Source organism: Glycomyces buryatensis, from assembly GCF_004912275.1.
GTDB lineage: Bacteria > Actinomycetota > Actinomycetes > Mycobacteriales > Micromonosporaceae > Glycomyces > Glycomyces buryatensis.
In genome coordinates this window covers 1-12,719 of sequence record NZ_STGY01000046.1, presented here as the reverse complement: position 1 = coordinate 12,719, position 12,719 = coordinate 1, and the positions used below count along the sequence as shown (strand labels likewise).

11 protein-coding genes and 1 pseudogene are annotated in these 12,719 nt (G+C 68.2%); 6 read left to right on the top strand and 6 right to left on the bottom strand.

The window, feature by feature from the left end; all coding sequences use genetic code 11:
• Positions 1-137: 137 nt before the first annotated feature.
• The 3 genes and pseudogenes from FAB82_RS12060 to FAB82_RS12050 all read left to right on the top strand — a co-directional run bounded on the left by FAB82_RS12060 (position 138) and on the right by FAB82_RS12050 (position 2,690).
• Complete coding sequence (locus FAB82_RS12060) at positions 138-554, top strand: SRPBCC family protein (protein ID WP_168801565.1); 417 nt, start codon at positions 138-140, stop codon at positions 552-554.
• Positions 555-658: 104 nt separating this feature from the next.
• Positions 659-1,137, top strand: a pseudogene (locus FAB82_RS27985) (PH domain-containing protein).
• Positions 1,134-2,690: a PH domain-containing protein gene (locus tag FAB82_RS12050; protein WP_136534795.1), complete on the top strand. Its 1,557-nt coding sequence runs from the start codon at positions 1,134-1,136 to the stop codon at positions 2,688-2,690. The pseudogene FAB82_RS27985 and the gene FAB82_RS12050 overlap by 4 nt, the downstream one beginning before the upstream one ends.
• A gap of 60 nt (positions 2,691-2,750) precedes the next feature.
• Here FAB82_RS12050 and FAB82_RS12045 read toward each other — a convergent pair whose 3' ends face one another.
• Positions 2,751-3,554, bottom strand: a complete 804-nt coding sequence (locus tag FAB82_RS12045) for a hydrolase (protein ID WP_136534794.1) — start codon at positions 3,552-3,554, stop codon at positions 2,751-2,753.
• 252 nt (positions 3,555-3,806) lie between these two features.
• On the opposite strand from FAB82_RS12045, the gene FAB82_RS12040 reads away from it, so the two are divergent.
• Together FAB82_RS12040 and FAB82_RS12035 are read left to right on the top strand one after the other, a co-directional pair.
• On the top strand, positions 3,807-4,676 hold the full coding sequence (locus FAB82_RS12040; RefSeq protein WP_136534793.1) for an ABC transporter ATP-binding protein: 870 nt from the start codon (positions 3,807-3,809) through the stop codon (positions 4,674-4,676).
• Positions 4,673-5,863, top strand: a complete 1,191-nt coding sequence (locus FAB82_RS12035; protein WP_136534792.1) for an ABC transporter permease — start codon at positions 4,673-4,675, stop codon at positions 5,861-5,863. Before FAB82_RS12040 ends, FAB82_RS12035 begins: the two co-directional genes overlap by 4 nt.
• A 231-nt stretch (positions 5,864-6,094) precedes the next feature.
• Here FAB82_RS12035 and FAB82_RS12030 read toward each other — a convergent pair whose 3' ends face one another.
• On the bottom strand, positions 6,095-7,483 hold the full coding sequence (locus FAB82_RS12030) for an NCS2 family permease (RefSeq protein ID WP_136534791.1): 1,389 nt from the start codon (positions 7,481-7,483) through the stop codon (positions 6,095-6,097).
• A 375-nt stretch (positions 7,484-7,858) separates the two neighbouring features.
• Entirely contained in the window at positions 7,859-8,560 is a 702-nt protein-coding gene (locus tag FAB82_RS12025; RefSeq protein WP_136534790.1) for a hypothetical protein, read from the bottom strand.
• Positions 8,561-8,879: 319 nt separating this feature from the next.
• Between FAB82_RS12025 and FAB82_RS12020 the strand changes: the two genes are divergently transcribed.
• Entirely contained in the window at positions 8,880-11,132 is a 2,253-nt protein-coding gene (locus FAB82_RS12020; protein WP_168801564.1) for a glycosyl hydrolase family 95 catalytic domain-containing protein, read from the top strand.
• A gap of 85 nt (positions 11,133-11,217) precedes the next feature.
• On the opposite strand, the gene FAB82_RS12015 is transcribed toward FAB82_RS12020, so the two are convergent.
• The 3 genes from FAB82_RS12015 to FAB82_RS27080 all read right to left on the bottom strand — a co-directional run.
• Entirely contained in the window at positions 11,218-11,718 is a 501-nt protein-coding gene (locus FAB82_RS12015) for a hypothetical protein (RefSeq protein WP_136534788.1), read from the bottom strand.
• Between the two features lie 41 nt (positions 11,719-11,759).
• Positions 11,760-12,314: a hypothetical protein gene (locus FAB82_RS12010; protein ID WP_136534787.1), complete on the bottom strand. Its 555-nt coding sequence runs from the start codon at positions 12,312-12,314 to the stop codon at positions 11,760-11,762.
• A gap of 189 nt (positions 12,315-12,503) precedes the next feature.
• On the bottom strand, positions 12,504-12,719 hold a 216-nt coding region (locus FAB82_RS27080; protein WP_168801563.1), incomplete at its 5' end, for a hypothetical protein.

The following is a 12,719-nucleotide window of genomic DNA, read 5'->3' as shown; positions in this document are numbered from 1 at the left end:
GCGGCAGGCGCATCCGGGCAGGGTTCCCGGCGGCGACATTCTGAAAACCCTCCGCCGGGAGGCGACAATCGCGCGGATCGGTGAGAGGCTGGAGAGTGGCCCGAATCTTCCTTTGAGGGGAGCGCATCATGGCGCCGATGAGCAACACGATCGAGATCGACCGGCCTCCGCAGGAGGTGTTCGCCTTCGCCGCCGACCCGACGCACTTCCCCGAGTGGCAGCGCGACGTGGTCCGCGTCGACATGCTCGACGAGGAGGAGTTCGCCACGGTCCGCCGCGTCATAGGTGCGGAACGCAGCATGCTCCAGCGGATCACCGCGAACGAGCCGCCCCGGTACTGGGCGGCCGAGGGCGTCGACGGAGCCATCCGGCCCCACGCCACGATCACCGTGGAACCGCTCGACGACGGGACCCGGTCGAAGGTGACGTTCACGCTCGACTTCGAGAGCGTCGGCATCGGCGCGGCCATCCTCCCGATGGTGCGCCGCGCGGCCGAGAAGGGCGCGCCGACGAGTCACCGGAACCTCAAGACGCTCTTGGAGAGCGCTCCGTAGAACCGGTCCGGGTTCGCCGACCGGTACCTCGGTACGACGCGTACCCGGACGATTTCCACCCCGAGTCGGAAGCCCGATCGGGCGCAATTCACTACGCTTCGGACATGACCGCTTCGAGGACGACGCTGCGTCCACCCCAGAACCAGTTCGATCCCCGCGTACGCCCCTGGTGGCGAACCCAACTGGCCCTCACCACCGCCGTGCCGGTGGTCCCCTTGGCCGTCCTCGGGGCCTTGATCGCCCCCGCCCGGCCGCCGTTCTCGCCGTGATCGGCCTGGCCTCCATCGCGACGCTGCCGGTCTGGTGGCATCGCGTGCACCGCTGGGAAGTCACCGACACCGCCGTGTACACCCTCACCGGATACTTCTGGCGCACTTGGCGGATCGCCCCGATGTCACGTATTCAGACCGTCGACACCACGCAGGGCCCGCTCCAACACTCCTTCGGTCTGTCCACTGTGGTCGTCACGACCGCGTCTTCCGCGGGCGCGGTGACACTCGAAGGGCTCGACCAGGAAACGGCCTCGGCGCTGGCCGAGCGGCTGACCCAGTTGACCGACGCCACCCCCGGGGATGCGACATGACCGAGGAACCGACGGACCACGCTCCCGCCGCGACCGAGGCGACCGAGGCGACCGCCGTGGCGGAGGAACCCTGGCTGCGGCTGCATCGCAATGGACTCAAGGTGGCGGCGATCCTCATGCTCGGCGTCGTTGTGGCAGGAGGTGTCCCGACCGCGGTCGGCATCGCCTCGGGGACGTCCTGGCCGATCGCACTGGCGTGGGTCGTGCCCTGCGCCGCCGTGGTCGTGGCCGTCGTGGTCGCCTTCGAGGCGATCCGACTGCGGGTGACCCGCTACCGCGTCACCGACGCGCGGGTCGAAATGATCTCGGGAATCTGGTTCAAACGGCGCCGTTCCCTTGCCAGGGAGCGCATTCGCTCGGTCGATCTGTCCTCCAATCCGCTGGAGCGGATGTTCGGGGTCGCCAATGTCAAGGTCGGCACCGGGGAGACCGGCTCGGGTTCGGGCTCCGCCAATGAGCGGACGCTTTCGCTGGCCCCGGTCGGACGGGCCGAAGCCGACCGGCTGCGTGCCGAGCTGCTGCGGCGAAGCGCCGTCGAGGTCGGCGCCGACGGCGAGCAGCGGCTCGCCACTTGGAAACCGGGTTGGCTGAAGTACGCGCCGCTGTCGTTCCTGACCCCGGTGCTGGCGGGCGCGGCCGTCGGAGCGGTCTTCCAGGTGGCGGACTGGTTCGGCAATGGCGGGCTGCCCGTCGAGGTCACCGGGAACCTGGTCGAGGAGTACGGCGCCTGGCCGGTGCTCGGCGGGGGTCTGGCCGGGCTCCTGCTGTTCGGCGCGGTCGCCAGTCTCATCTTGCAGGGCGAGGCCTGGTGGAACCACCGGCTCGACCGCGAAGTGGGTGGGACGCTGCGGGTGCGGCGCGGCCTGATGATCTCGCGGTCACTGAGCTTGGAGGAGCAGCGCATTCGCGGGGTGGAGCTCGTCGAACCGCTGGGGGTGCGGACGGCGGGCGCGGGGCGGCTCGACGTCGTCGCGATCGGGTTGAAGACCGATCAGGAGGGCAGCGACCTGAGCACGCTCGTCCCCGCCGCGCCGATGGCGACGACGAGGGCCGCCGCGGAGGCGGTGATCGGGCCGATCGATTGCGAGCTGCGCGGCCATCCCCGGGCCGCCCTGCATCGGCGCCTGCGCTGGGCCGCGGCGACCGTGATCGTCCTTGTGGCCGCGGCGGTGACCGTCAATCTGGTGTGGTCGCTCCCGGCGCTGCTCGGCGCGGGCGTCGCGCTCGCGGTCGTCCTGGGTTGCGCCTTCGCGGTGTGGGCGGCGTTCGACGCGTATGCGTCGCTCGGACACGGCCATAGTCGCGGCCACCTGGTCTCGCGGCGCGGCAGTGTCCGGCGCGCGACGGTGCACCTGGACCGCTCGGGAATCATCGGCTGGCGCCTCACCCAGTCGGTGTTCCAGAAGCGGATGGGCCTGATGACCTTGGACGCCACCACCGCCGCGGGCAAGGGACACTACCCGGTGATCGACGCCGACCAGCACGAGATCCTGGACTTCGCGGACGAGTCCGTACCGGACCTGTTGCGCCCGTTCCTCATCCGAAACGAGTGAACAGGTCCGGCGACCCACTGCCGCGAAGGGCGATGCCCCCTGAATGCGCTGGCGGCAGTCTTAACAGCCCAGCCGCTCGGGCCCGAAGGCCACGTCGTCGTACCAGAGCGTGTCGGCGTCCTCGCCGTAGCTCTCCCAGCCCAGCCGCAGGTCGGAGAGGGTCGGACTCCATCCACTGTTCGACAGCCACTGCTGGTCGACATCGGGGGTCGGTTCGCCGTCGACGACCAGGCCCTCCACCAGCTCCCCGTCGACCCAGGTCGACAGATTGCCTCCGGTCACCTGGAACTCGACACACGTCCACGTGTCGACCGGCAGCTCCTGGCTGAGCGCGACACCGGCCGGGCTCTGGGCCGGCAGGGTGGCGTCGTCGGATTCGCGGTTCCATTGCAGGGCACTGTTCTGGCCCCCGAAGCGCAGGTCGGTGTCGTTGTCATTGGTGTCCTGCATGGCGATCATGGTGGTGTGCGTAGCGGGCTGCGGGGTGTCGTGGTTGAGGTAGACGCGGAACCACTGCGCGTCGGCGGGCAGGGCCCGGCCGACGAAGATGTGGTTGCAGTAGGTGGCGCCGCCGTCGATGCGGATGGAGTTGGTGCCGCTGTTCACCACCTCTGTGTCCACTGTGGCAGTACCGGTGCCGGTGCAGTTCTCGGCGCCGACGGTCCATTCGCCGCCGGGGGTGGTGCCGGTCTGGTCCTCGAAGCCGTCGCAGGTCGCGCCCTCGGGGCATTCGACCTGCACGGGTTCGGTTTCGGGGTCGGTCTGTGCCGGGGCGGTGGTCGACGCGAGTGCCGGGATCGAGACGACCGAGAGGGACGCCGTCGCGAGTGCCGCGGCGATGCCCAGGGGATATCTGATGCGCATGTGGCCTCCTCAAGCCAAGAATTACATCGAACTTTATCGATGTGGGAGCACTCCCAGGAGCGTACCAAAGATCCGACATGTATCGAAATATTGCGATACAGCACCGCCGAAGGAGGACTTCGACGCCTTCACGGTGCCCTTCGCCCGCATCGGGGCCGAGTAAGGCGACTAGTACTCGGGAAGGATCCGGGTCCGGACCGAATCCTTCCCGGGAGGGACGTATGGACGGCCTGGCCTCAATAGAGTGATGGCATGCTCGAAATCAAGGACCTCCACAAGCGGTTCGGCGATGTCGTCGCCCTCGACGGGGTATCGCTGTCGGCCAAGCCCGGTGAAGTGGTCGGGTTCGTGGGCGCCAACGGCGCCGGCAAGACCACCACCATGCGCATCGCGATGGGCGTGCTCGCCTCCGACAGCGGCGAGATCGTCTACAACGGGACGCCGCTCGGCTCCAAGCAGCGCCAGCGGTTCGGTTACATGCCTTCGGAACGGGGGCTGTATCCCAAGATGAAGGTCGGCGAGCAGATCGCCTACTTCGGTGAACTCCACGGCTTGGACAAGGCCGCCGCGAAGCGGTCCACCGCCGACCTGCTCGAACAGTTGAACCTGACCGATCGCATCGGCGACAATGTCCAGGACCTGTCGCTGGGCAACCAGCAGCGCGTCCAGCTGGCCGTCTCGCTGGTCCACGACCCCGAGGCGCTCATCCTGGACGAGCCGTTCTCCGGGCTCGACCCGATCGCGGTCGACGTCATGGGCACCGCCCTCAAGGACCGCGCCGCCGCCGGCGCGCCCGTCATCTTCTCCAGCCACCAGCTCGACCTCATTGAGCGGCTGTGCGACTCGGTCGTCATCATCGGCGCCGGGAAGATCATCGCCGCGGGCGGCGTCGAGGACCTCAAGGCCCGCGAGGTCAAGGAGCTGCGCATCCGCGTCGAGACCATCGAGGACCTCACCGATGCCCTACCCGGCACTGTGACCCGCGACGGCGACGACTACCTCGTGGAGGACGGCGACTCCCAGGAGGCGCTGCGCATCGCGGCCGCAGCCGGACGCGTCACCCACTTCGCCTACGACCAGCCCACCATCGCCGAGATCTTCCGAGAGGCCGTGACCCGATGAGCGCCCAGACTCCCGAGACGCCTCGCCTGCGGGGCCTGATGCTGGTGGCGGGCCGCGAGATCCGCGTGCGCGGCCTGGCCAAGGCCAACCTCATCAGCATGGCGATCACCGTCCTCATCGTGGGCGTGCTCGCCGCGCTGCCGGCGATACTCTCCGGCGGCGACGACACCACCGCCATCGGCATCGCCGGTTCCGAGTCGACGGCGATGCAGCAGCAGCTGGAGGCTATCGGCGACTACGACGTGACCGTCTACGGCTCCGCGGCCGAGGCCGAACGGGCCGTGCAGGACGAGGACGTCGACGCGGCGGTCGCCGACGGCAAGCTCTACTCCCAGGACGGCGTCGGCAACGAGGAGCAGACGGTCCTCGAATCGGTCTGGCAGAGTGCCGCCGTCGAAACGAGTCTCACCGAGGCCGGACTCGACGCCGCCCAGATCCAGGACGCGCTGAGTGTCGCCCCGCTGGAGTCGGTCACCTTCGAACAGGCGGGCGGCGCGGAGAACGACCCGACAGCCTATTTCACCGGCCTGATCATCTCGATCCTCATCTTCTTCATGCTCATGATGCCGGTGCAGTACATCGCGATGGGCGTGGTCGAGGAGAAGTCGAGCCGGATCGTGGAGATCCTGCTGACCAGCCTCAAGCCTTGGCAGCTGCTGGGCGGCAAGGTGATCGGGCTCGGCGTCATCTCGGCGGTGAACCTGATCGCGATCGTCGCCGTCGGCCTCGGCGTCTCGGCCGCGACCGGCATGCTGCCCGAGCTCCCGCCGGGGACGACCTCGGCGGCGCTGTCGACGCTCGGCTGGTGGGTGCTCGCCTTCGCGCTCTATGGGACGCTCGCCGGGGGTATCGGTTCGCTGGTGTCGCGTCAGGAGGACGCCGGTTCGGTGCTGGCGCCGCTGACCACGACGCTGACGATCGCCTATGTGGGCTCGATCTTCATCCTGAACGCGCCGGGCAGCCTGTTCGCGGAGATCCTGTCGATCGTCCCGCCGTTCTCGGCGATCGCGATGCCGACGCGGATCGCGATCCAGGAGGTCCCGGCCTGGCAGGTCGTGCTCGCGGTGGGGCTGCTCGCGGTGGCCGCAGCCGGCGCTCTGGCACTGGGCGCGACGCTCTACAAGCGCTCGGTCCTGCACACCGGCTCGCGCCTGAAACTCATGGAAGCACTTCGCAAGGCGGCGTAACGCAGACACGCCAAAGCAGGTAGTCCCGGGGGACCCCTTGGATTAAAAATAGCTCGATGAACCTGAAGGGGACCTGAACCGCCGACTTGCGCGGTTCAGGTCCCCTTCAGGTTCGCCCTGCTCTACTCGGAGAGGACGGAGGTGATGCTCTATTCGGTTGAGAGAGGTGATTCCCTCTTCGACTGAGAACAGATTGGTCTTGCTCTGCTCGGAGAAGTCGGTTGCGATGCCCTATTCGGTGAGGAACAGGAAGTAGCAGATGAAGACCACCAGCAGGCCGTACATGAGCGGGTGGACTTCCCTCCAGCGGCGCTGCGCGATCATCACGACCGGGTAGAAGATCAGGCCGAGCGCGATGCCGTTGGAGATCGAGTAGGTCAGCGGCATGGCGATGACGGTGATGAACGCCGGGATGGCGTACTCCATCTTGTCCCACGCAATGCCGCCGAGCTGCTTGGCCATCAGGACGCCGACGATGATGAGCGCCGGAGCGGTCACCTCGGAGTTGTTGGCGACGACGCCGAACACCGGGAAGGCCACCAGCGACAACAGGAACCAGGCACCCGTAGTCACCGCCGTCAGCCCGGTGCGGCCGCCGACCGAGACACCGGCCGTCGACTCGACATACGAGGTGGTGGTGGAGGTACCGAGGATCGCGCCGCCCATCGTGGCGACCGAGTCGGAGGCGAGCGCGCGGCCAGCTCGGGGCAGCTTGCCATCCTTGAGCATCCCGGCCTGGCCGGCGACCGCAAAAAGGGTGCCGGCGGTGTCGAAGAAGTCCACGAACAGCATCGTCAGGACGACCATGATCATCCCGGTGGTGAAGCTGTCGAAGCCGGTGAAGGCCGCGCCGAAGGCATCGAGGTTCGGGGAGCTGACCTCGGAGAGGTCCCAGGAGATGACGCCGGTGGCCAGGCCCAGACCGAGAGTGAGGATCATGCCGTAGAAGACCCCGCCCTTCCAGCCCAGGGCGATGAACACGGAGGTGACGATAAGACCGAACAGCGTCAGCAGCGCCGGGCCTTCGGTGAAGTCGCCGAGGGTGACGAAGGTGGCGGGGTCAGCCTGGACGAGACCGCCGCCCTGGAGGCCGACGAAGGCGATGAACATGCCGATGCCGGCGCCCGTCGCGAGCTTCATCTGCGTCGGGATCGAGTTGATGATGTACTCACGCACGCCGGTGATGGCGAGGACGAAGAAGATGACGCCGGAGACGAGGGTGCCGGACAGGGCCGTCTGCCATGGGATGCCCATGCCGACGACGACGCTGAAGGCGAAGAACGCGTTCAGCCCCATGCCGGGAGCGAGGGCGATCGGGTACCGAGCCCACAGGCCCATGACCAGACAGCCGAGGGCTGCGGCGAGCGCGGTCGCGGTGAAGATCGCGCCCGGGTCGGGGGCGGTTCCGGCCGCGAAGGCGGCGAAGGGGTCGCCGTTGCCGAGCGCCTCGCCGATGCCGAAGCTGAGAATGCCGGGGTTGACGGCCAGGATGTAGGCCATCGCCAGGAATGTCGTGGTACCGGCGAGGATCTCGCGCTTCCAGTTGGTCTTGTTCTCGGACAAGTGGAAGAACCGGTCGAACGCGCCGGGCGCGGGGCGGTCTTTCGTTTCAGTTGCCATTACGTGGGCATCTCCTGTTGAAGGTGCATTGGATGCCGGGCAGCTGGCACCTCGGGGACAGGTTATACGGGATTCGGCGCTGAACCTGCCGGTAATGTATCGCGCCCGAGCCGATTTGGCGAGATGCCCTCACGCGTGAATGTGGCGAAGGTGAAACCGATGGGGGGACGCAAAGACGCCCCGGAACCAAGGGGGGCGGTTCCGGGGCGTCGAAGGTCGGGCCCCCGATGGCAGGATTTCGGGGGCCCGACATAGAACCGCACCGTCAAGCAGCGGGCGGTAGTTTCGGCGCCTCATCTCTGAGACACCAGCTAAACGCGGGGGCACTCCGCGAGGTTGCATAACGGTTCGGTAACGCCCCCACCGGTTTGCGACCTACCAGTCTTGGGCCGCACGGCGACGGCGCATGAGCAGGACCATCGCGGTGCCGCCGACGGCGAGCACGGCGGCCGAGACCAGAGCGACGGTCAGGGGCGTACCGGTGGTCGGCAGCGTCTCCTCGCCGGCCGGGCTGGTCGATTCGGTGGCCTCACCGGTCGGGGACTCCTCGCCCTCGCTGGGAGCGGGGCTGGACTCCTCGGGCATCGTGGGCGAGTCCTCGTCGATCGGGACCTCGGCAGTGGCCGCACAGGCGTGCGTCAAGTTGAACTGAGCGCCGTCGTCGGCATCGTTCACGTCGGCGCTCGCGTCGACGAGGGTCCACCCGGCCGGGGCGAGGATGTAGGCCTTGTTGTCGCCCTGGCCGTCGACGACGCCGCCGTCGGTCTCGGTGCTGAGTTCGTGCGTCATGCCGAGCTCGTCCTCATAGGTCGCGTACACGGCCTCGAAGTTGCCGTCGGCCCCTGAGGCGGCAGGAAGCACGAATACCCAGCCGTCCTCCCAGGCAGCCTTGTCATCCGGGACCTGGTCGCAGCTCTGCTCCCAGTCCGCGGCCAGGGTCGGCACGTTGCCGGGGTTGATCGGGATGTTGACGACCTCGGCCCAGGCCGGGCCGGCGAGGGCGAGGGCGCCGGTCAGACCGGCGGCGGACGCCAGTCCCAGAGCGCCTGCGAGTTTGAAGGATCGCTTGAGTTCCACGTATGAGTTCTCCGTGTTCGATCGTGAAGATGGGGAAGACCGAATGTGCCGGATTCGAGATGGGCATTGATTTCACGCGGCACGGCATCGCCGAGTTGCAGCACCACACGAAAAACCTACGCGACCGCGCGGCGGCCACCGCGCACCGGGAGGGCTCGAAACGCACCCGAACCGGGGGACGTACTGCGCAAACTTCGCTTGTACCCCTTGGCGTCACACCGAGTTGGGGCCAGGCGGGTGCGGGGAGTCGGGCCGAGCCCGTGGTGCCGATGGGCCCCCTGGGTCGGGGGGATGAAATCATATAGGAATGACGGATGCGTTGAAACTTGCATACGATGGCGCCCCCACCGCCTGGCACGAGGGCCTGCCGATCGGCAACGGCCGCATCGGGGCAATGCTCGTGGGCGACCGGATCGCCCTCAATGAGGACGGATTCTGGTCCGGTACCGGCGATTGGGCCGTTCCCGAAGGCGCCCACGGGATCGCCGCCCAGGCGGCCGAGGCGGTCAGGCGCGGCGACCACTACGAGGCGGACCAGCTGATGACGCGCATGCAGGGCGACGAAACGCAGGCGTACCAGCCCGCGGGCACGCTCGTCATCGAGCACTCCGAGCACGCCGAGCCCGAGCGGCGCGAGCTCGACCTGCGCGACGGCATCGCAACCGTCGACAAGGGACGGATCCGCTCCGAGTCCCTGGTCTCCCACCGCTTCGGCGTGCTCGTCATGCGGTGGAGCGCCTCAGAGCCGTTCGACCTGTCGCTCTCCTTCAACTGGCCGCACCAGAACGGCTCCAGCGCGGCCGACTACGACGAGCTGTCCTTCACCGGGCACGCGCCGGTCAGCGTCACCGGCGGCGAACCGGACTACTCGACCACGGACGGGGTCAGGGGCCTGGCCCTCAACGCCCAGTTGCGATGCGACGGCGAACTCGCCCCGCACCAGGCCGGACACCGCTTCACCGGCTGCCGGGAGGTCCTGGTCTTCCTGGCGCTGCGCAGCGGCACCGACACCTCCGCCGAATTGGAGACCGTGCGGCGCGAGGCCCATCACGCGGCCGCCAACGGCTGGAAGGCGATCCGCGAGGACCACGTCGCGGCCCACCGCGAGGTCATGGACCGCGTCAGCCTCGATCTCGGCACCGCCGCCGGTCATCCACAGGCCCCTGTGGACGAACGGTTGCGGCGCCGCGCCTCGGGCGAGACCGACGAGTCGCTTCCGGTGCTGGCCTTCCAGTTCGGTCGCTACCTCCTGGCCGCCTCCTCGCGACCCGGCACCCAGGCCGCGAACCTTCAGGGCATCTGGAACGACCAGATCTGCCCGCAGTGGAACTGCGACTACACCACCAATATCAATGTCGAGATGAACTACTGGCCGGCCGAGACGTGCTCACTGCCCGAGTTTCACCGCCCCCTCTTCGACCTCGTGGAGGACCTCTCGCGCACCGGAGTCGACACCGCGAAGCGGCTCTACGACGCGGGTGGCTGGTGCTGCCACCACAACACTGACTTCTGGCGACTCACCACCCCGGTGGGCGATCGCGCCTGCTGGCAGTCCTGGCCGATGGCGGGCCTGTGGCTGGCGATGCACCTGGCCGAGCACTGGCGCTTCACCCGCGACGAGGAGTTCCTGGGCGACCGCTTCCCGATCGCACTGGGGGCCGCGAGGTTCGCGCTCGACCGGCTCAGCGAGGGAACGGACCGAAGCCTGGTCACCAGCCCGGCATCGAGCCCGGAGAACGAGTTCGTCACACCCGGAGGCAATTCGGCCATCGACGAGACCACCGGGATGGACACCGCGCTGGTGCGGGAGCTGTTCGAGTTCATCCTGGAGGCCGCCGACGTGGTCGCCGAGACCATTCACGGCGACGACCTGGCCGTCGTGAAGGCGATCAAGGAGTCCCTGCCGCGCCTGGCCCGGCCGAAGATCGGATCCGATGGCCGCGTGCTGGAGTGGGCCGCCGAGCGCGAGGAGGCCGAGGTCAACCACCGGCACGTCTCGCACCTGTACGGGGTCTACCCGGGTGCGTCGTTCGCCGATTCACCGGAACTGCTCGAGGCGGCGAAAAAGAGCCTTGAGGTGCGCGGCGACGCCGGGACCGGCTGGTCGCTGGCGTGGAAGACGGCCCTGTGGGCGAGGCTCGGCGACGGCGACCGGGCGCACCGGCTGCTGGGCGAGTTCCTGACTCCGGTCGGCCACCGGACGTCCGAAGTGGATTATTCGGATGGAGGCGTCTACAACTCGCTGTTGTGCGCCCACCCGCCGTTCCAGATCGACGGCAACTTCGGGACGACGGCGGCGATCGCCGAGATGCTGGTGCAGTCCCACCGGACCTACGAGGGCGCGGTGCGCATCGACCTCCTCCCCGCCCTGCCGAGCGCCTGGCCCGACGGCGAGGTGTCCGGGCTCCGCTGCCGGGGCGCCGTCACCGTGCGCCACCTGAGCTGGCGAGACGGCATGGTCGACGACCTGATGCTGGAGGCCACCGCCGATACGAGGGTGTTCCTCGCGATGCCCGACTCGAACCCCCGCGACGAGATCCGGCTGCGAGCCGGGGAGCAGTGGGCCCTCTGAGCAAAGGGGGCGGCCGGGACTCCTGGGGAGTCCCGGCCGTTTGGGTATTTCGGGTACTACGGGTATGAAGGTTTTCGCGCTCAGGTCAGCAGTCGGTCGCGGGCGCGGCCTGGAAGGCGGAGATGCCGCAGACGCTCCAGTTGAACGCGCCCGTCGTATCCGCATTGACCAGTGAAACCCCTCCAGCGGGCTCCACCGGTTCCGCTTCACCGGTGATCGAGTTATCGCAGTCGAAGTCCTCCGCGGTGGACGCCACGGCGACGCCGCAGACCTGCCACTTCGCAAAGTTCCTCAGGTCGAGATTCGCCACTGACGGCGAGCTGTAGCCGGCCGGAGCCTCTGGAATCGACTCGCCGAAGGTTTCGGCGGCGTCTTCGGAGTCCGTACCGAGCAGGCCTTCGCAGACCGGGTCCGACAGTGATCCTGTCGGCCCCGCTCCGCAGACCTCGGGCAGCAACGACGGCTGGCCGGTCTCCACATTGGCCAGCGTGAGCCAGTCGGGTGTGGAAGCCGAAGCCGTCCCGCCCGGGATCACCGAGGCGGCGGCTGCTGCCGCGGCGACCGCGACAATGTTCCTGTAACGCATGATCATTCGACCTCACTGCATTCTGAGCATGGAGCTCAGAATCAGTAGTCGCCCTGGTCGGCGCCCTTGTCGGGCATGTCGCCACCGTCGTGGATGTGGTCGGCGTTCAGGCACTGCTGGTTGAGCGACGGCGCGACGCCGACGTTCTGGCCGCAGATCTGCCAGTGCGCCGCGTCCGAGATGTCCAGGTTGCCCGCCGACACGTCGCCCGCGGTCACGCCGGAGTCCGCACCGTCACCGATGTGGTCGCGGTTGTCGCAGTTCTGGTCGAAGGACTGGACGAGGACGTTCTGGCCGCAGATCTGCCAGTGCGCCGCGTCCGAGGCGTCGACGTTGAGCGCCGACACGTCGCCCGCGGTCACGCCGGAGCCCTGGTCCTCACCGATGTGGTCACGGTTGTCGCAGTTCTGGTCGTACGACTGGGTCAGAATGTTCTGGCCGCAGATCTGCCAGTGGGCGGCGTCCGAAGCATCGATGTTGACCAGGCTCAGCGGTCCGGCGTCGACGCCGGAGGCGGCGGCCATCGCGGGCGAGGCCGCTCCGAGGACGGCGATTCCGGCGGCCGCAACGGCGGCGGCAGCGGTGTACTTGCGCATGATGCATTCCCTTTCTGAAATGGTGGGGCGGCCGAGATCCGGCCTGCCCCGACGCCACTAGTCGGCGGCGTTGGTCATGTGGTCGGCGTTCACGCACTGCTGGTCGAGTCACCGAGCGACGCCGAATCTGAGACAGAGTGGATGACTTGATGGGTGGGGCGGACCGGAGACCGGCCCGCCCCGGCACTGCTACTGAGCCGCGTTGGTCACGTGGTCGTAGTTGAGGCACTGCTGGTGGAGCGACGGCGCGACGCCGACGTTCTGGCCGCAGATCTGCCAGTGCGCGGCGTCCGAGATGTCGAGGTTGCCCAGCGACAGGTCGCCGGCGGTGACGCCCGACTGGGGACCTTCACCGATGTGGTCACGGTTGTCGCAGACCTGCCCGAAGGACTGGGTGAAGACGTT